This is a genomic window from Streptomyces sp. bgisy100 (genome assembly GCF_057709105.1).
Window position 1 is genome coordinate 57,434 of record NZ_JBYITE010000027.1, and the last position, 18,785, is coordinate 76,218.

The 18,785-nt window shown below is 72.3% G+C and carries 13 protein-coding genes and 2 pseudogenes; 9 read left to right on the top strand and 6 right to left on the bottom strand.

All coding sequences use genetic code 11. From position 1 onward, the window contains the following. The first annotated feature begins 417 nt into the window (after positions 1-417). The 6 genes and pseudogenes from AC3EQ1_RS19030 to AC3EQ1_RS19055 all read left to right on the top strand — a co-directional run bounded on the left by AC3EQ1_RS19030 (position 418) and on the right by AC3EQ1_RS19055 (position 6,150). Positions 418-1,515: an MFS transporter gene (locus AC3EQ1_RS19030; protein ID WP_432095516.1), complete on the top strand. Its 1,098-nt coding sequence runs from the start codon at positions 418-420 to the stop codon at positions 1,513-1,515. A 17-nt stretch (positions 1,516-1,532) separates the two neighbouring features. Beyond that, positions 1,533-3,545: pseudogene (locus AC3EQ1_RS19035) on the top strand (molybdopterin oxidoreductase family protein); the annotation flags it as partial. Positions 3,546-3,632: 87 nt separating this feature from the next. Beyond that, a pseudogene (locus tag AC3EQ1_RS19040) lies at positions 3,633-4,226 on the top strand (4Fe-4S dicluster domain-containing protein); the annotation flags it as partial. A 449-nt stretch (positions 4,227-4,675) separates the two neighbouring features. Beyond that, positions 4,676-5,329: a Rieske (2Fe-2S) protein gene (locus tag AC3EQ1_RS19045; RefSeq protein WP_432095543.1), complete on the top strand. Its 654-nt coding sequence runs from the start codon at positions 4,676-4,678 to the stop codon at positions 5,327-5,329. Further along, the gene (locus AC3EQ1_RS19050) at positions 5,326-5,751 is read left to right on the top strand and encodes a hypothetical protein (RefSeq protein ID WP_432095517.1); all 426 of its coding nucleotides are present in this window, start codon (positions 5,326-5,328) and stop codon (positions 5,749-5,751) included. The genes AC3EQ1_RS19045 and AC3EQ1_RS19050 overlap by 4 nt, the downstream gene beginning before the upstream one ends. A 186-nt stretch (positions 5,752-5,937) precedes the next feature. Beyond that, the gene (locus tag AC3EQ1_RS19055; protein WP_432095518.1) at positions 5,938-6,150 is read left to right on the top strand and encodes a hypothetical protein; all 213 of its coding nucleotides are present in this window, start codon (positions 5,938-5,940) and stop codon (positions 6,148-6,150) included. 193 nt (positions 6,151-6,343) lie between these two features. Here AC3EQ1_RS19055 and mscL read toward each other — a convergent pair whose 3' ends face one another. The 5 genes from mscL to AC3EQ1_RS19080 all read right to left on the bottom strand — a co-directional run bounded on the left by mscL (position 6,344) and on the right by AC3EQ1_RS19080 (position 12,425). Further along, the gene (mscL, locus tag AC3EQ1_RS19060; protein ID WP_432095519.1) at positions 6,344-6,874 is read right to left on the bottom strand and encodes a large conductance mechanosensitive channel protein MscL; all 531 of its coding nucleotides are present in this window, start codon (positions 6,872-6,874) and stop codon (positions 6,344-6,346) included. A gap of 601 nt (positions 6,875-7,475) precedes the next feature. Then, on the bottom strand, positions 7,476-8,363 hold the full coding sequence (locus AC3EQ1_RS19065; protein ID WP_432095520.1) for an S-methyl-5'-thioadenosine phosphorylase: 888 nt from the start codon (positions 8,361-8,363) through the stop codon (positions 7,476-7,478). 137 nt (positions 8,364-8,500) lie between these two features. Further along, entirely contained in the window at positions 8,501-8,848 is a 348-nt protein-coding gene (locus tag AC3EQ1_RS19070; protein ID WP_432095521.1) for an FmdB family zinc ribbon protein, read from the bottom strand. Positions 8,849-8,970: 122 nt separating this feature from the next. Beyond that, positions 8,971-10,290: an MFS transporter gene (locus AC3EQ1_RS19075; protein WP_432095522.1), complete on the bottom strand. Its 1,320-nt coding sequence runs from the start codon at positions 10,288-10,290 to the stop codon at positions 8,971-8,973. 605 nt (positions 10,291-10,895) lie between these two features. Continuing rightward, the gene (locus AC3EQ1_RS19080; protein WP_432095544.1) at positions 10,896-12,425 is read right to left on the bottom strand and encodes a potassium/proton antiporter; all 1,530 of its coding nucleotides are present in this window, start codon (positions 12,423-12,425) and stop codon (positions 10,896-10,898) included. A gap of 511 nt (positions 12,426-12,936) precedes the next feature. On the opposite strand from AC3EQ1_RS19080, the gene AC3EQ1_RS19085 reads away from it, so the two are divergent. Beyond that, a complete protein-coding gene (locus AC3EQ1_RS19085) occupies positions 12,937-15,666 on the top strand; it encodes a penicillin acylase family protein (RefSeq protein WP_432095523.1) in 2,730 nt (909 codons plus the stop codon). Between the two features lie 118 nt (positions 15,667-15,784). On the opposite strand, the gene AC3EQ1_RS19090 is transcribed toward AC3EQ1_RS19085, so the two are convergent. Further along, positions 15,785-16,411: a 5-formyltetrahydrofolate cyclo-ligase gene (locus AC3EQ1_RS19090; protein ID WP_432095524.1), complete on the bottom strand. Its 627-nt coding sequence runs from the start codon at positions 16,409-16,411 to the stop codon at positions 15,785-15,787. A 72-nt stretch (positions 16,412-16,483) separates the two neighbouring features. Here AC3EQ1_RS19090 and galU point away from each other — a divergent pair, with 72 nt between their 5' ends. Together galU and glp are read left to right on the top strand one after the other, a co-directional pair. Next, positions 16,484-17,407 carry a UTP--glucose-1-phosphate uridylyltransferase GalU gene (gene galU / locus AC3EQ1_RS19095; protein ID WP_432095525.1) on the top strand — a complete coding sequence of 308 codons (924 nt, stop codon included), beginning with the start codon at positions 16,484-16,486 and terminating at the stop codon, positions 17,405-17,407. Next, on the top strand, positions 17,391-18,761 hold the full coding sequence (glp, locus tag AC3EQ1_RS19100; protein ID WP_432095526.1) for a molybdotransferase-like divisome protein Glp: 1,371 nt from the start codon (positions 17,391-17,393) through the stop codon (positions 18,759-18,761). Before galU ends, glp begins: the two co-directional genes overlap by 17 nt. Positions 18,762-18,785 lie beyond the last annotated feature (24 nt).

Consider the following 18,785-nt stretch of genomic DNA (forward strand, 5'->3'; position numbering starts at 1 on the left):
CTCCTCACCCGGAGTCCGTGACCCGGCGCTTCCTCGCCATGGAGACCTGGCCCGGAGGCTGCGCGGGAGCCGAACCGCACCGCCGACGCCTCGCGCCTGATCCCGGCCGGCGCGCCGTCGGACTTCGACGTGCGGCCCGGGGCCGGAACACGGCCGGGTTCCAGCACAGCAGATACCCGATCCGGCCGCGCGATGGCGGCGGAGCCGGCCCATTCAGCCGTCCGCCGAGCGGAGGCAGCGGTGTGCCGGGCCCGGCAAAGCAGCCGATGGCGTCCCGACCAGCGAAAGTGCCCCGCGGGGAAGGGGCGGTGAGGGGCGCCGGCGCGGCAAGGCGGCCGCCCGGCCGACGGGTGCACGGCCTCACTCTCCCGTCGCGCAAATCGGGCTGAAGCTCGCATATGTCGATACGGTGACCGCGTGGCCGCGTCCTCGGAGACACCCCGGGAGAACTCCGCCCGATGGGAGAACTCCGCCCCATGGGAGGCCTCTCCACGCCCCGGCAGTCTCCGGGCGACCTCGACGGCCACACTGGTCTCCCTGCTGCTGACCGTGCTCATCGTGGTCGGCAGCCGCTACCTGGAGGGCTTCGACGCGGCCCTGCTGCCGTATGCCGTGGCCACCGTGTTCCTCGCCTTCGGGGTCGTCTACCGCTACACGGTGTGGGCTCAGGCCCCGGCCGCCCGGCGGCTCTTCCGGCAGGGTGTGCGGGCCTGCTTCTCGCGTGCCGGTCTGCGGGGATCCGCCGCCGCCCTGCCACGGATGGCCACCGCGTCCCTGGGCCTGCGGAGCTTCTCCGGGCCTCGCTCCCGGGCCCGCTGGGCCGCCCATCAGTCCGTGCTCTGGGGATGTGTGCTGGCCGCCCTGGTGGCCGTCCCCCTTTCCTGGGGCTGGATCAGCTTCACCGCCGTCAACTCCTCCGGACCGGGCTACGAGCTGCGTCTCTGGGGGCGGACGGTGGTCGGCTTCGACTCGGCCTCCCCCGCGGGGTGGGCGCTGTTCCATGTCCTGGACCTGGCGGCGGTACTGGTGCTCGTGGGCGCCGGGTACTTCCTCTGGCGCCGGATGAGGGACCGGGCGCCGGTGACGGGCCAGCGCTTCGGCTACGACCTGGTCCCGCTCCTCGCCCTGATCGTGATCTCGGTGACCGGCCTCCTGCTGACCTTCTCCGCGCTGGCTCTGCACGGCGGTGGCTACGAGTTCCTGGCCGTTCTGCACATGACCTCGGTGGTCTTCGCCCTCATCCACCTTCCGTTCGGGAAGTTCTTCCATGTGGTGCAGCGGCCGGCGACAGCCGGAGTCCAGGCGTTCACCGACACTGCCCGGCAGGGCGGTGACACCGCGCTCTGCCGCCGCTGCGCTGCTCCGCTGGCCCCGGTGCCCGCGGTCGCGAACCTGCGCGGCACGATGCGTGAGCTGAGACTCCGTTTCGACCAGACGGCCGAATACTGCCCGCGCTGCAAACGGGTACTGCGCGGGAGCGCCTATCTCTCCGATGTGAAGAGGGGCTTCCGGTGACACCGCCCGCCGTCCTGAACGGCGACACGCTGGTGCCCACGCACTGCTCGGGCTGCGGGATGCAGTGCGGGCTGTATCTGCGGGTCGGCCGGCGCGGCAGGGTCTCGGGCGTCGAGCCGCGCGATCACGACATCAACCGGATGCGGCTCTGTCCCCGGGGCATCACCGCCTACCAGCAGGTCGACCACGCCGACCGGCTGACCGTTCCGCTGGTCCGCCGCTCCCGCGACGAGCCGTTCCGGGCGGTCTCCTGGGAGGCGGCGCTGGACGTCACCGCCGCGGAGATCCGGCGCATTCAAGAGGCCCACGGGCGGGACGCGTTCGGACTGCTCGGCGGCGCCGGACTCGGCACGGAGAAGACCTATCTCCTCGGGAAGTTCGCCCGGGTCGCCCTGCGGACGCGGCACGTGGACGACAACGCCGGCCCGTACGGAACAGGCGCCTCCGACGCCCATCGGGCGACCTTCGGCATCGACCGTCCAGCCAACCCGTTCTCCGACATGCTCCTCTCCGACTGCCTTCTCGTCGCGGGCCCGGACGTGGGGGAGCGGTTCCCCGTCCTCACCCGGTACCTCTGGGGCGCGCGGGACCGCGGGGCGCGCCTGATCGTCATCGACCCCCGTGCATCGGCCATCGCGCGCACGGCCGACATCCATGTCGCACTCCGCCCCGGCACGGACCCGGTCTTCTGCAAGGCCGTCCTGCACGTCATGACGACCGAGGGGCTGACCGACCAGGACTTCCTCACGGAGCACACGACCGGCTGGGCGGAGGTGGAGCGTGCCTCGGCCGCGTATCCGCCCGAGCGTGCGGCGACGGTCTGCGGCGTCCCCGCCGAACAGGTGGTCCAGGTCGCCCGGCACTTCGGAACGGCGCGCAACGCGATGGCCTGGTACGCGGGCACCGACGCCCCATGGCCCCCGCAGGACACGGAATCCAGCACCCGGAGCGAGACCGAGAGCTGTGTCTCCGTCATCAACCTCTGCCTGGCGACCGGCAACATCGGACGGCCCGGCGCGGGATACGGCGCCCTCACCGACCCCGGAGCGGTCCCGGTCCCGGAACCGGTCTCCCCCGAACCAGTCCCTGAACCAGCTCTCGAACCCGTCCTCGAATCGGGCCATGCCCAGGGTGACGCCCAGGGCCATGCCCAGGGTGACGCCCAGGGCCATGCCCAGGGTGACGCCCAGGGCCATGCTCAGGGTGACGCCCAGCGCCATGTCCAGGGCCATGCCGAGGCCTACGGCCACTGCCGAGGCGGCCGGGAGCCGGGGTGGAGGGCCGACATGCTGCCCGGCGGACGGTCCCTCGCCGAGCCCGCACACCGCCGGGAGCTTGCACACATCTGGGACGTCGAGGAGACCTCCCTCCCGGGGCCCGCCCCCACGACGGGCACGGCGGAGCAGATCAGGCGGGGTGCGATCCGCGGCCTGCTCGGCGTCGGTGACATGTCGCCGGCCTCCTTCCCCGGCCACGCGCTCCCGGGGCACGCGCTCCACGGGTACGCGGACGCCGGGTGCGTGGACGCCGCGCACGCCGATGCCGGGTACGAGCACGGGCTCGGGAACGGGGGCACGTCCGAGCCGGTGCCCCCGAACAGCCTTGAATTCCATGTCCAGTGCGCCTCCTTCCTCTCCGGACCGGCTGTGGGCGCCCATGTGGTGCTGCCCGTCACGACCTGGGCGGAGGATGACGCTGTGATGACCAATGCCGAAGGGCGGATGGTCAAGCACAACAAGGCACAGCAGCCGCCGCCCGACGTCCGTACCGAGACCTGGGTGCTGTGCCAGCTTGCGGTGCGGCTCGGTGTCGGCAACCGGTTCGCCTTCGCGGGGTCCCGGGAGGTCTTCCACGAGTGGCGAACCGCCTCGGCGGGCACCGCGGTCGACTGCTCCGGGGTCAGCCATGAGCGGCTGGAGGAGACCGGCGGCATCGCCTGGCCCTGCCCCGCCGTCGGCCACCCCGGAACTCCCCGCCTCTTCGAGGACGGACGCAGCCACCACGCGGACGGAAGATTCCACCTGCACGTGGGCAGGCCCGCAGGGGAGCGGGGCCGGCACGCCGACCCGCGGATCGCCTCCCCTGCCCCCGGCACGGCAGGGACGGGGTGAGAGCCGATGATGGGCAGAACGATCTTCATCGATCCGGGGCGCTGCACGGGTTGCCAGGCCTGTGTCGCGGCCTGCCGCGAGTGCGACTCCCATCGTGGCATCTCGCTCATCCATCTCGACCCTTCGGATGAGGGCCATAGCGTTGCCTCCCTTCCCACGGTGTGCATGCACTGCGAGGACCCGGTCGCACCCTGTGCCGCGGTCTGCCCCGCCGACGCGATCCTCACCACCCCCGACGGCGTGGTGCAGCAGGCCGATGCCTCGCGCTGTTTCGGTTGTTCGGACTGTGTCAGTGCCTGCCCCTTCGGTGTTCCCGAGATCGACCTCGTGGCGAGGCTGCAGCGCAAGTGCGACCTCTGCTACGACCGCACTTCCCAGGGCCTCGGCCCGATGTGCGCCACGGTCTGCCCGACGGGGGCGCTCTTCTACGGCACGCTCGACGAACTCCGGGCGGAACGCCCCGGCGTCGAGGTCGCCGACTCCTTCGTCTTCGGCGAAACGCAGGTACGGACGGGCGCCGCGATGGTCGTCCCCGCCGACAAGGTCCGGTGGCCGGTGCCCGGCGGGCTGCCGATCGTCGAAGTGAACGGAGTCGGCGTCAGCGGCGCCGACGTCTCCGGAGCCGAGGGCAGGGGGCCCCAGGCCAACGTGCCCGAGAGCGCTGGAGCCGGCCCCGACCGAGCCGACAGTGGTCAGGACGACGGCAACGCAGCCCACGACGGTCAGGCCGATGGCAACAGGTCCGACAGCGGTCACATCGGCGGCACCCGGCCCGACAGCGGTCGGGCCGGCGGCAACCCGGCCCCCCGGGAGTCGGCCGGGGACGACAGCACCGAGGCGAACGGAGCGGACGTCAGGTGACCGAACAGGGCGAGCAGATCGTTCCCGACTCCTCAGGGGCCACCCACTCGGGAACCGCCTCCGGAACCACCTCCTCGGGACCAGCCTCCTCCGGGGCCCCCGCTCCATCCGGAGCTCTCCCCGCGTCCGGGGCCGCCACAGCTTCCGATGCCCCCACCGACCCCGCATCCCTCGTGCTTCAGGCGCCAATCACCGATCCGTCGGCCCCGGCCGCGGCCCCATCTGACGGTTTTGAGTCCGGGAGCGGCCGGCGGCCCACAGCTGTCGGCGGGTACGGCCCCAACTCCCTCACCACGCGGCGGGACTATCTGCGCATCGTGGCCGTCGTATCCGGGGGCCTCGCTGCCGGGGGCCTCGGCGTCGCCGCCGGCGGGCTGCACCGGCAGGGCGATTCCGAAGGCGCTCCCGCAGCCAAGCGGGTGGCGACCGTGATCGGCGCAGGAGAGTCCGTTGCCTTCCGCTATCCGGGAGAAGACGACCGGGCGATCGCGGTGCGGCTCTCCGACGGTTCGCTGGTCGGCTACTCCGCGGTGTGCACCCATCTGGCGTGTGCCGTGTTGTGGCGAGCGGACCAGGGCTTCGAGGGCGAGTTGCACTGCCCCTGTCACCAGGGCGTATTCGACATCCGCACCGGCGAGGTCACCGCCGGCCCGCCACCGCGCGGCCTGCCCAAGGTGGTTCTCGTCGAACGGGCCGACGGCAGCGTCTGGGCCATCGGCACCGCACGCTCCGGCGAGAGCCTCGAAGAGGGCCTGTGCCGCCAACTGCTCAGGGACTACCCCGACACGGCTCGTGAGATCGGCTGCCCAGGCGTGCCACCCGTGGGGAACGAACAGGTATGAGCGAGCGCGATCCCGCCCCGAACCCCGACCCCGACTGCAGCCCCGCCCCCAGCGCCAACCGGCCGGGCCCTGCCGGTTCCCCGCTCGGCGGGACTCCGCCACCGCGGCCCCTGCTGACCGAGCCACCCCGGGAGCCCGGTCCCTGGGTCGGTCCGGCCAGCGGCCACGGGGACCCCCGAGTCAGGCACACCGGGCCGGGGCCGGGTGCGGGCGGTGAGCAGGAGCCGGCGCGGTCCTCGAAACTGTCCGTACGGCTCGCCCTGGCGCTGACCGTGGTGATGGGGCAGCTCTGGGGCCTGACCATCGCTGCGAATGAGTGGATGAGGGGCGATACCCGGACTGCCCAGTGGCTGGCGGGCTTTCTCGTGCTGTCCTTCGTCGTCGTGCTGGTGCTGTGGCTGATCGATCCGGAGGACCGCTGAGCCGGCTCCTCTCCTGGAAGGCAGCAGCCCGAACGACGCGCCGGGGGCCGGCAGCCTGCGCCCCGGGCCGGAGGCCAGGGACCGCCGGCAACGGAAGGAGCAGGGGAGCGCGGACCGCGGTGTCCTGCCTGAGGGGACGGGGCACGCAGCGCCGAGCATCGGCCCGGGCCCCGTACCCTGGGAGCCATGAGCAGTGCCCCTACGCCCGAACCGTCCGCACTCGCTCCCGCGCAGGGGGCCTCCCGTGACCCGAGGGCCGCCAAGGTGGACTTCGACGACCCCTTCGGGCGGCCGTCCGCGGACGACACCGACCGTGGCTGGGGCGAGCGTCCGACCGAGGGCGACAGCGCCTCCGACCTGGCCCGGTTCCTCGACGAGAAGCCGCCGCACCACTTCTGAGGCCGCCCCTTCTTACCCGGCGGCCCCGTCTTCCGCGGCACCCTCACCCCCTGAGGCGGCCCCGTCTTCCGCGGCAGCCTCACCACCGTAGGCTGCCCCACCTTCCGAGGCGCCCTCTCCACAGCTCGCGCACTCAACGCCTCCGGACCGGCAGCCGCAGCAGCCGCCCCGACGGGTCCTCCCCGAGCAGCTGCTACTTCTGCGTCGGAACGCGGCCGGTGCCGGGCCCGGAGGGGCCGGGGCCCTGCCAGTCGGAGCCGCCCTGCCGGGCGACCAGGGCGTCCCGGATCTCGGTGAGCAGCTCGATCTCCGTCACCTCGGTCGGCGTGGCCTCCACGGGGGCCTTGGCGGCCTGCCGGGCCTTGTAGCGGTTCATCGGAAGGATCATGAGGAAGTAGACGACCGCTGCGGTGATCAGGAACGTGATGGTGGCGCTGATCACCGAGCCCCAGAGGATGTAGATGCCCTCGGTGACCTCGCCCGCCTTGTTCTTGGTGCAGGTGCCCAGGCAGAACGTGTAATGGTCGAGGTTCTGGGTCCCGAAGGCGCCCACCACCGGGTTGATGATGCCCTTCACCACGGCGTTCACGATGTTGGTGAACGCCGCTCCGATCACCACCGCAACCGCGAGATCGACGACGTTCCCGCGCATCAAGAACTGCTTGAAGCCGTCCAGGATGCCCTTGTTCTCCTCGCTCACCGGGGTGCCTCTCTCTGCGTGCACGATGAATGGAACAGATGGTTCCGCAATGTACGGCAGGGCAGCGGCGGGCTGTCCAATCGCGCACCCCGGGCGTGGCAGCGACAGCCGCTCCCGAGGTGCCGGAGGTGGGGCACCGCCGGGGCAGCCCCCGTAACCCACCCGGGAGCGCCCGTGCTGCGTCGGGCAGGAGCCGTACCGCAAGGGGGAGCGGCGTCGGGGAATCGACCGTCGGGGACGTGACCGTCATGGCCATCACCAGCCTGTCGTGAGGAGGTTCTCGCTCGGATGCCCCCACGATGCACGGATGTTCCCCATCCCGCTGAGGCCTGTGGACAAACCCTCGATTGTGGACAAGACGGTCACCCTCAGGGGTTCACATCGCCCGCAGGAGTCGCCGCTGGCCCCAAGAGCCAAGAGCCAAGGGCCCCACGCCACGGCCGACACCTCCCACGGCCGACACCTCCCACAACCAGGGCCTCCCGCAGCCGGGAGGCGCCTCCCACAGCCAGGGCCCACCGCCGCCTCCGGCCCGGCGCCTCCGGCCCGACGTCCACCCGCAACGCCGACACACGACCGACAGCCGCCCCACCCGCCCCGGCAACCGCGACCCCCGCCCGCCTCGCTACGGCAGCTCGATCCCCGGGTCCAGCCCGTCCAGCGCCCGCGCACAGAAGCAGTCCCGGTCGCCGTTCTCCGGCAGCCCGCCCACCGCGTCGAAGAGCACGGTCCGCAGTCGCGAGACGTTCGCGGCGAAGACCTTGAACACTTCCTCATGGGACACGCCCTCGCCCGTCTCCGCCCCCGCGTCCAGGTCGGTGACCAGCGTCATCGAGGTGTAGCAGAGGCCCAGCTCGCGGGCGAGCACCGCTTCCGGGTGGCCGGTCATCCCGACCACCGACCAGCCCTGTGCCGCATGCCACTGCGACTCCGCCCGGGTCGAGAAGCGCGGCCCCTCGATCACGACCAGCGTTCCGCCGTCCACCGGCTCCCAGTCCCGTCCCCGAGCGGCGGCCACGGCCGCCTTCCGGCCCGCGGGGCAGTAGGGGTCGGCGAAGCCGAGATGCAGCACGTTCGGCACCTGCGCGGCCCGGGGTTCCACTCCCGCGGGCGTGGAACCGGCCGTCGCCGGCAGCGGCTCACCGTCGTAGAAGGTCTGGGTGCGGGTCTTGGTGCGGTCCACCAGCTGATCGGGGACGAGCAGCGTGCCCGGGCCGTACTCCTCCCGCAGGCCGCCCACCGCGCACGGCCCCATCACCTGGCGCACGCCGACCGAGCGCAGCGCCCAGAGGTTGGCGCGGTAGTTGATGCGGTGCGGCGGCAGGTGGTGCTTGCGGCCGTGCCGCGGCAGGAAGGCCACCCGGCGACCGGCGACCTCGCCGAGGAACAGCGAATCACTCGGCGGCCCGTAGGGGGTGTCCACCGTGACCTCGGTCACGTCGTCGAGGAAGGAGTAGAACCCCGATCCGCCGATGACGCCTATCTCTGCCTGCGCGCTGAGTGTCTCGACCATGGGATCACCCTATGGGGCCCCGGCCGGTTGTCACGGGCATGCACCGGACCCCGTCGCCTGGATCAGGCCACGGGGTCCGCTGAGTCCGTCGTCCGCGCCGCCCGGTCGGGCCGGGCAGGGCGGCGGAGGTGGTGCCGTCAGGCGGCGGAGGAGCTGCTCGCGCCGCCGGTCCCGCTGCTCGTCTTCGCCGACGAGGAGGAGGACGAGGAGGACGAGGAAGAGCCGGCCGAGGACGAGGAGTCCGACGACGACGAGCTGTCGCTCTTGGCCGGGGCGGACGACGACTTCGTCGTGCTGCTCGACGACGAGCCGCGGCTGTCCGTCCGGTAGAAGCCGGAGCCCTTGAAGACGACGCCGACCGCCGAGAACACCTTGCGCAGGCGTCCTTCGCAGCTCGGGCACTCCGTGAGCGCCTCGTCGGTGAACTTCTGCACCGCTTCGAGGCCTTCACCGCACTGGGTGCACTGGTACTGATAGGTCGGCACTTGCTCCTCCTGGCACTCTCACTCGATGAGTGCTAACGACGGTCAATAGTGCAGCATTCCGCGGGATCAGTCCACTGCGACCGGCCTCACGGTGACCGAGCCCACGCTCCGCGGCGCACGATTCACACGCGTGCGTCGGCCTCCGCGCCGTCCCGGTCCCCGGAGTCCCAGCTCCGGGTCGCGGAGCCGGCGACCACCCCACGGCCTCCCGCGGACGCCGCCGCGTCCCGGCTCGGCACCAGCCGTCCGCGCAGTACCACCAGGGTCAGCAGCGCCAGAGACGTACCGATGAGCGGGACGGTGAACGCCGCACTCGGGCCGAACCGGTCCGCCAGCTGGCCGGCCGCGGTCACCGCCAACGCCTGTCCCAGGGCGACCGCCCCGGTCAGCCAGGTGAAGGCCTCGGTGCGGGCGGTCGCCGGAACCAGCGTCTCCACCAGCGTGTATCCGGTGATCAGTGCCGGAGCGATGCAGAGGCCCACCAGCAGGCCGAGGACACCGAGCAGCAGCGGCGAGTGCACCGTCCACAGGACCGAACAGGCCGGGGCCAGCGCCGCGTACGCCGTCAGCAGGCGCCGCCGTGCGGACGCCCGCCAGGCGATGGCCCCGCAGGCCGCACCAGCGAGCATGTTGCCGGCCGCGAAGACGCCGTACAGCGGGCCGTTCAGCCCAGGCTCCCCGATGTCCTGGGTGAAGGCGGTCAGGGCGACCTGCATACCGCCGAACACCGAACCGATGCCCAGGAAGGCCGCCGCCAGCACGCGGACGCCCGGCACGGCCAGGGCCGAGGTGCGCGGTGCCCGCCCGCCGTCGGCCCCGGGCCGGGATACGGGAGGTGCGGTGCGGCGCTGGGCCGCGAAGAGCAGCCCGCCCGCCAGGGTCAGGGCGGCCTCGGCGACCAGGCCGGCCGCCGGATGCACCCCGGCGCACAGCGCGGTTGCCAGAACCGGGCCGATCACGAAGGTGAGCTCGTCGGTGACCGACTCGAAGGCGGCCGCGGTGGACATCAGCGGGTGGCCGTCGAGCTTCGCCGCCCAGCGCGCCCGGACCATGGGGCCCACCTGCGGCACGGAGGCGCCGGTCGGTACCGCGGCGGCGAACAGCGTCCAGAGGGGCGCCTGGCCGAGCGCGAGCGCCGTCAGCAGCCCGGCGGCCACCACGTGCACGAGCACACCGGGCACCAGCACCCGGCTCTGGCCGAAGCGGTCCGCGAGCTTGCCGCCCTGCGGCGCGAACAGGGCCATCGAGACGCCGGTGACCGCCGCGACGGCGCCCGCGATGCCGTACGAGCCGGTCGTGTGCTCGACGAGCAGGACGATGCTGATGGTCAGCATCGCGAAGGGCTGGCGGGCGGTGAAGCCCGGGAGCAGGAAGGTCCAGGCGCCGGGGGTGCGCAGCAGCTGCCGGTAGCCGGGACGGGAAGTGGTGACCGCGGATGCCACGGCCGTGCCTTTCCGCTGCCTGGTAGCGCACGCCCGACGAGACCGGCCCCTGAAGTGGCGATCTCTCAGTACGGTGCGCCGAGAGCTGTCCTCTCGCGCATGTTCCGCGGTAGATACCGGGTCCGCACCGAGGTGGCTGAAGGGACCGCGGCCGCCATGCGGTCGCGCCAGCTCTGCATCAGGCAGAGTGGGTCGTCATTGTGCGTCCTTGATTGTACAGGTCGGCCCGGGGCCCCTCCTGTGATGCATACGGCGCCTGTGGCCACTGACCTGTGAAGGAGTGGCCGACGTCCTCCCGCGGTCCCGGTGCGCCCGGCGCGAGAGCCAGGAGCCCGGTGCGAGAGCAAGGGCCCGGTACGAGGGCAAGGGCCCGGGGCGGGAAAGGAGCGCGCGGCCCGCTACCGTCCCCCTCCGCGGCCCGCCACCGGTCCGTCCGCATGGCCCGCCACCGGCCCCGCAGGCCCCCCGCTTCCGCTCCCGTCCCGCAGCCCGCCACCGGTCCCGTCCGCGCGTCTCCGCCCTCGGCGCGGCCCGTCCCGGCCCAGTCGGCAGGCCCTCGTCACCGCCGGACCTCCGGCCGCAGCCCGCCGGCCGGCCTGCCGCCCTCAGCGCGGCCCCTCCGGGCGCAGCCAGCTCGCCAGCTTGCCGCCCTCGGCCACGGCCCGGAGCCGTTTCTCGGTGGCGTCCCGCACCGGATCCGTGGCCACCACCAGCAGCTCGTCGCCGCGCCGCAGCACCGTGGTCGGCGCAGGGACGAAACTCTTCTCGTCCCGCACGACCAGGGTCACCGCCGACCCGGCCGGGAGGCGCAGCTCGCCGACCTCCACGCCGTGCATCTTCGACTCCTGCGGGACCGTGACCGACAGCAGGTGGCCGCGGAGCTTCTCCAGCGGCGCCGATTCGATGCCCAGATCCGTCGTCGGCTCTCCGGCGCTCAGCCGCAGCCGCAGCCGCTGGGCGACCCAGGGCAGGGTCGGTCCCTGCACCAGGGTGTAGACGATCACCAGCATGAAGACGATGTTGAAGATCCGCCGGCTGTCGCCGACCTCGTAGACCATCGGGATCGTCGCCAGCACGATGGGCACGGCGCCGCGCAGGCCCGCCCAGGACAGCAGCAGCCGCTCCGCCCACGAGGTACGGAACGGCGTCGTGCTCACCAGCACCGACACCGGCCGTGCCACCACCGTCAGGACCAGGCCCACCACGACCGCGGGCACGATGTCGTCCCCCAGCTCGTGCGGGGTGACGAGCAGGCCGAGCAGGACGAACATGCCGATCTGCGCCAGCCAGCCGAGCCCCTCCGCGAAGCCGCGGGTCGCGGGCCAGTGCGGCAGCTTGGCGTTGCCCAGGATCAGGGCGGCCACGTACACCGCGAGGAAGCCGCTGCCGTGGGCCAGCGCGCCGCCCGCGTAGGCGACGACCGCGATCGCCATCACCGCGATCGGGTACAGACCCGAGGCGGGCAGCGCGACCCGGCGCATTATGTAGGCCCCGAGGAAGCCGACCGTGATGCCCATCGCCGCGCCGATCGCCAGCTCCAGAGCGATCTTGCCGAGCAGCAGGTACCAGCTGTCGATCGGCCCGGTCGAGGAGAAGGCGACGACCAGGATCACCACCGGGGCGTCGTTGAAGCCCGACTCGGCCTCCAGGACGCCCGTCAGCCGGGACGGCAGCGGCACTCGCCGCAGGACGGAGAAGACCGCCGCGGCGTCCGTGGACGAGACCACCGCCCCGATGATCAGCGCCTGCCGCCACTCCAGCCCCACCAGGTAGTGCGCCGCGGCCGCGGTGATGCCCACGCTCACCGCGACGCCCACCGTGGACAGCACGGCGGCGACCGGCAGGGCCGGTTTGATCTCCCGCCACTTCGTGCCCAGACCACCCTCGGCCAGAATCACCACCAGGGCGGCGTAGCCGATCAACTGCGTCAATCCGGCGTCGTCGAAGGTGACTCCGATGCCGTCCTGCCCTATCGCGACGCCGATGCCGAGGTAGATGAGCAGGCTGGGGAGCCCGCTGCGCGAGGAGACCCGGACCGCCGCCACCGCGATGAGGAGGACGAGCGAACAGACCAGCAGGAGTTCATTGAGGTGGTGAACAGTCAGGGGCCGAACCCTTTCTTGCGTTATCGGCAGGAATGTCCGTTCCTGCCGATCGGTACTTCATTGCCTTACCTAATATTTTACTGGTTCTTGACGCGAGCCCGCCGTGGAAGCGGTCACGATCTCTGCCGATCCTGCCGAACACCCTCGCGCGAACGGCCCGGACGACGCGCGGCGGAGGACGAATGGAGCCGGACGGCGAACCGCCGCGCCGGAAGCCGCGCCGAGCCGGAGCAATCGAGCCGGAGCCGCCGGAACCGGAGCTACCCATCCGGAGCCGTCGACCCCGAATTCCAGCCCGTCGGCCCCGAATCCCGGACCGTCGCCCCGGAACCCCGCCCCGCCGGACCACCCGTCCCGTTGGGACGGAAACCGGACAGCCGGCCCGCCGGAACCGCACCGATCGCGCCACGCCGGAAACAGCACCGGACGCTCCCGGCGCCCTTGCCGGCACCGACCTTGACTCCGCGTAGGGGCCGTCCGGGCACTGCGCCTAAGGTTGCTCCTGCATTCCCAGGACCACCCTGCCCCTCTAAGGACAGCGATGCCCGCCAACAAGACCGGCCCTTCAGGCAAGAGGAAGGGCCGACGCGCCCGGCTTCTCGTGTTCGCAGTCGTGCTGCTCCTCGTGGCGGGCTTCGGCTACGGCACGTACTGGAGCCTCAGCACCGTGCGCGCCTCCTTCCCGGAGACCACGGGTTCCGTCAAACTCGACGGCCTCTCGGGGCCGGTCCAGGTGAAGCGTGACGGCCACGGCATACCCCAGGTCTACGCCGACACGGAGGAGGACCTCTTCCGGGCGCAGGGATTCGTCCAGGCGCAGGACCGCTTCTGGGAGATGGACGTCCGCCGGCACATGACCGCCGGGCGGCTGTCCGAGATGTTCGGCAAGGGGCAGGTCGAGACCGACGCCTTCCTGCGGACCATGGGATGGCGCAAGGTCGCGCAGCAGGAGTACGACCACAAGCTGTCGCCGCAGACCAAGAAGAATCTGCGGTCCTACTCCGCCGGTGTCAACGCCTACTTGAAGGACCACAAGGGCTCCGACCTGTCCGTGGAGTACGCGGCGCTCGGCTTCACCAACGACTACACGCCCCAGAAGTGGACCCCGGTCGACTCGGTGGCCTGGCTCAAGGCCATGGCCTGGGATCTGCGCGGCAACATGCAGGACGAGATCGACCGTGCGCTGATGACCAGCCGCCTCACGCCGCAGCAGATAGAGGAGCTCTACCCGCAGTACCCGTACGACCGGAACGAGCCGATCGTCGGCGGCGGCGCGGTGAACCGGGCGACCAAGGAGTTCGACCCCGAGGCGACCGCCCCGCGGAACGCCGCGGCCGGCACCGCCGGGGCGGCCGCCGCCCGCGGTGCCCGGACCCAGCTGTCGTCGCTGTCCAGGACGCTCAAGGACGTCCCGGCGCTGCTCGGCCCGAGCGGTGACGGCATCGGCTCCAACTCCTGGGTGGTCTCCGGCAAGCACACCGCCACCGGCAAGCCGCTGCTGGCCAACGATCCGCACCTCGCGCCGCAGATGCCCTCGCTCTGGTACCAGATGGGTCTGCACTGCCGGAACGTCAGCGCCTCCTGCCGCTACGACGTCTCGGGCTACACCTTCTCCGGCATGCCGGGCGTGGTCATCGGCCACAACAAGGACATCGCCTGGGGCTTCACCAACCTGGGCGCCGACGTCTCCGACCTCTACCTGGAGAAGGTCACCAGCGACGGCTACCTCTCCGACGGCCGGCGCCGGCCGTTCGGGATCCGCCGCGAGACCATCAAGGTCGCGAACGGGCCGGACCGGGAGATAACGATCCGCTCGACCGGCAACGGGCCCATCGTCTCCGACCGGAACGAGGAACTGGGCAAGGTCGGCCGGCAGGCGCCGGTCCGGGACGCCGCACCGGACCGGGGCAGCGGCTACGCCGTCTCCCTGCGCTGGACCGCCCTGGAGCCGGGCCGCACGATGGACGCGGTCTTCGAGCTCAACGCCGCGAAGGACTTCGACGGCTTCCGCGCCGCCGCCCGCGACTTCGCCGTCCCCTCGCAGAACCTGATCTACGCCGACACCCGGGGCCACATCGGCTACCAGGCGCCGGGCCGGATCCCGGTCCGCGGCAAGGGGAACGGCCGTTACCCCGCCCCCGGCTGGGACTCCGACTACCGCTGGACCGGATACGTCCCGCAGTCCGCGATGCCCTGGGAGAAGGACCCGAAGCGCGGCTACATCGTGACCGCCAACCAGGCGGTGGTCGACGGCCGGAAGTACCCGTACCTGCTCACCGAGGACTGGGGCTACGGTGCCCGCAGCCAGCGGATCAACGACCTCATCCAGTCGAAGATCAAGGACAGCGGGAAGATCTCGACGGACGACATGCAGACCATCCAGCAGGACAGCAACAGCGAGATCGCCGAGCTGCTGACCCCGCTGCTGCTCAAGATCGACGTCAAGGACCCGTACGTCCGGGAGGCGCAGAAGCTCCTCGAGGGCTGGGACTACACCCAGGACCCGGACTCGGCGGCGGCCGCCTACTTCAACGCCGTCTGGCGGAACACCCTCAAGCTGGCGTTCGGCAACAAGCTGCCGAAGGAGCTCCGCGTCGAGGGCCAGTGCCTGCGGGTCCGCCCCGCCGACGACACCGGCCCGGCGGAGGACCTGAACGGCAACGCCCGGCTGGTGCGGGAGTGCGGCGAGCGGGAGGCCGAGTCGGCCCAGCCGGACGGCGGCGACCGCTGGTACGAGGTGGTGCGCTCGATCCTCGACGACCAGGACAACACCTGGTGGAAGACCTCCGGCACCGTGGGCAGCCCCGGCGACCGCAACCGTGACGAGCTGCTCGCGCACGCCATGAAGGACGCCCGCTGGGAGCTCACCGCCGAGCTGGGCAAGGACACCGACACCTGGAGCTGGGGCCGGCTGCACCAGCTGACGCTGCGGAACCAGACCTTCGGCGTCGAGGGCCCCGGCTTCCTGCAGTCCGTGTTCAACCGCGGGCCGTGGAACCTCGGCGGCGGCCAGGAGGCGGTCAACGCCACCGGCTGGAACGCGGCGGGCGGCTACGACGTCGTCTGGGTGCCCTCGATGCGGATGGTCGTCAACCTCGGGAACCTCGACAAGTCCCGGTGGATCAACCTCACCGGCGCCTCGGGCCACGCGTACAGCGCGCACTACGCGGACCAGACCGACAAGTGGGCCAAGGGCGAACTGCTGCCCTGGGCCTTCAGTGAGGCGAAGGTGCAGAAGGGGACCGAGGACACCCTGGCGCTGACGCCCTGACCCGGTCCACCCCTCCGTCCCGGTTCCCGGCCGCCCCGCGCGGCCGGGGCCGGGACGGCGTCGTCTCCGGCTCCGGCCGTTCCGCCGGAGCGGTTCCGCTTCCGCCGGCCGGCCCGGGCTACGGCCCCGCCGTGCGCCGCTCCCCGGGGCCGAACCGGTGCACCCCGGACGGTGTCACCGCCGCGTGCACCGGGCGGTCGTGCTCCTCGGCCGGCACCGCGTCCAGCAGCTCGCCGTCGTACAGCAGCACCACCAGGGCCGGGTCGGCCCCGGACGCGGCCAGCCGCTCCAGTACCCGGTCGTAACTGCCGCCCCCGCGCCCCAGCCGCAGGCCCCGGCCGTCCACCGCGAGGCCCGGCAGCAGTACGGCGTCCGCGCCGGTGACCGCATCCGGCCCCAGCCGCTCCCCGGCCGGCTCCAGCAGCCCCCGCCCGGCCTTCACCAGCCGGTCCGCTCCCGCGTACGCGCCCCAGTCGAGGTCGTTGTCGGGCAGGAGCACCGGCAGCAGCACCCGCACGCCCCGCTCGCGCAGCGCGTCCAGCAGCGCTCGGGTCCCGGGCTCGCGGCCCACCGAGACGTACGCGGCGACGGTGCGTGCTCCCGCGAGCTCGGGGAGTTCCAGGGCGTGCCGGGCGAGGAGCGCCGCCGTCGCCGGGACGTCATCCGCCGGAAACCCGGCCCTCACCGACAGGAGGCGCCGCCGCAACTCCGCCTTCGTAACCTGGCCGCCACTGTCCACGCGCACAAACCTCTCCTACGGGAATGTAATAAGTGGAGCCTCATCTTCCGCTCATACGTACCGGTTATGGTTCTCCGCATGACTGAAGCGCGCTCCCGGATCAGCAAGGCTGTCATTCCCGCCGCCGGACTCGGCACCCGTTTCCTGCCGGCCACCAAGGCCACGCCCAAGGAAATGCTGCCCGTCGTCGACAAGCCTGCGATCCAGTACGTCGTCGAGGAGGCCGTGGACGCGGGTCTCGGGGACGTCCTCATGGTCACCGGTCGTAACAAGCGCCCGCTCGAGGACCACTTCGACCGCAACTACGAGCTCGAGGAAGCGCTGCGCCGCAAGGGCGACGAGTCCCGCCTCGCCCGGGTCCAGGAGTCCAGTGACCTCGCGACCATGCACTACGTCCGGCAGGGCGACCCCAAGGGTCTCGGCCACGCCGTGCTCTGCGCCGCGCCGCACGTCGGCGAGCAGCCCTTCGCCGTCCTCCTCGGTGACGACCTGATCGACCCCCGTGACCCGCTGCTCGCCAGGATGATCGACGTCCAGGAGCAGCACGGCGGCAGCGTCGTCGCCCTCATGGAGGTCGACCCGGCGCAGATCCACCTCTACGGCTGCGCCGCCGTCCGGGCCACCTCCGAGGGCGACGTCGTCCAGGTCACCGACCTCGTCGAGAAGCCCGACCCGGCGGAGGCGCCCAGCAACTACGCCATCATCGGCCGGTACGTGCTCGACCCCGCCGTCTTCGAGGTGCTCCGCAAGACCGAGCCCGGCCGCGGCGGCGAGATCCAACTGACCGACGCCCTGCGCACCCTCGCCGAGACGCCGACCCTCGGCGGGCCCGTGCACGGCGTGGTCTTCCGGGGCCGCCGCTACGACACCGGCGACCGTGGCGACTATCTGCGTGCCATTGTCCGACTCGCGTGCGAACGTGAAGACCTGGGACCGGACTTCCGGACCTGGCTTCGCAGTTACGTCACGGAGGAGATGGAGCACGGTGAGCGACACCGCTGAACACGCCGCCGCGTCGGCCGGGCTCGGGGACACGTCCCCGGAGGAGTCCGGCGCGGCGGCACCGGTCCAGGACGACGACCGGGTCTGGACCGTCTCGGAGCACCTCGACGACATCGTGCGGCACGTCCGCCCGCTGGACCCCATCGAGCTGCAACTCCTGGACGCCCAGGGCTGCATTCTCGTCGAGGACGTCACGGTCCCCGCCGCCCTGCCGCCCTTCGACAACAGCTCGATGGACGGCTACGCGGTGCGGACCGCCGATGTCTCCGGTGCCTCGGAGGAGTACCCGGCCGTCCTCACCGTCATCGGTGACGTGGCGGCCGGCCGCGGCGAGCCGCTCACGGTCCGGGCGGGCCAGGCCGCCCGCATCATGACCGGCGCGCCCCTGCCGCCCGGCGCGGAGGCCGTCGTCCCCGTGGAGTGGACCGACGGCGGCACCGGCGCGGGCCCGGTCGCCGGGATGCGCGCCGCGGGTCGGGCCCCGGAGGGCGCCACCGGCGAGGTGGCCGTGTACCGCGCCGCCCAGGCCGGAGCGCACATCCGCGCCCGCGGCAGCGACGTCGCCGCCGGCGAGCTCGCCCTCGCGGCGGGCACCGTCCTCGGGCCGCCGCAGATCGGGCTGCTCGCCGCCATCGGCCGCGCCAGCGTCCGGGTCCGGCCGCGGCCCCGCGTCGTCGTGCTGTCGACCGGCAGCGAACTCGTCCAGCCCGGCGAGGAGTTGGGCCAGGGCCGGATCCACGACTCCAACAGCTTCGCGCTCACCGCGGCCGCCCGGGACGCCGGAGCCATCGCGTACCGGGTCGGCGCCGTCGCCGACGACCCCGACACGCTGCGCGCCACCATCGAGGACCAGCTCATCCGCGCGGACATCATCGTCACCAGCGGTGGCGTCAGCGTGGGCGCGTACGACGTGGTCAAGGAGGCGCTCTCGCAGTTCGAGGGCGAGGAGGGCCACGTCGACTTCCGCCGGCTCGCCATGCAGCCGGGCAAGCCCCAGGGCTTCGGCCGCATCGGCCCCGACCGCACCCCGCTGCTCGCCCTCCCCGGCAACCCGGTCAGCTCCTACGTGTCGTTCGAGATCTTCGCCCGCCCCGCCATCCGCGCCCTCATGGGCCTGGAGGCCCGCGGCCGGGAGACGGTGCGGGCGGTGTGCCGGGAGGAGATCGGCTCCTCACCGAAGGGGAAGCGTCAGTTCCTCCGCGGGTGGTACTCCGAAGGGGAGGTCACCCCTGTGGGCGGCGCCGGCTCCCACCTCGTGAAGGCCCTGGCCCATGCCAACGCGCTGATCGTGGTGCCCGAGGACGTCACCTCCGTGGCGTCGGAATCCCTGGTCGACGTGATCCTCCTCGGCTGAGACGCCGTTCCTGCCGGTACGGTG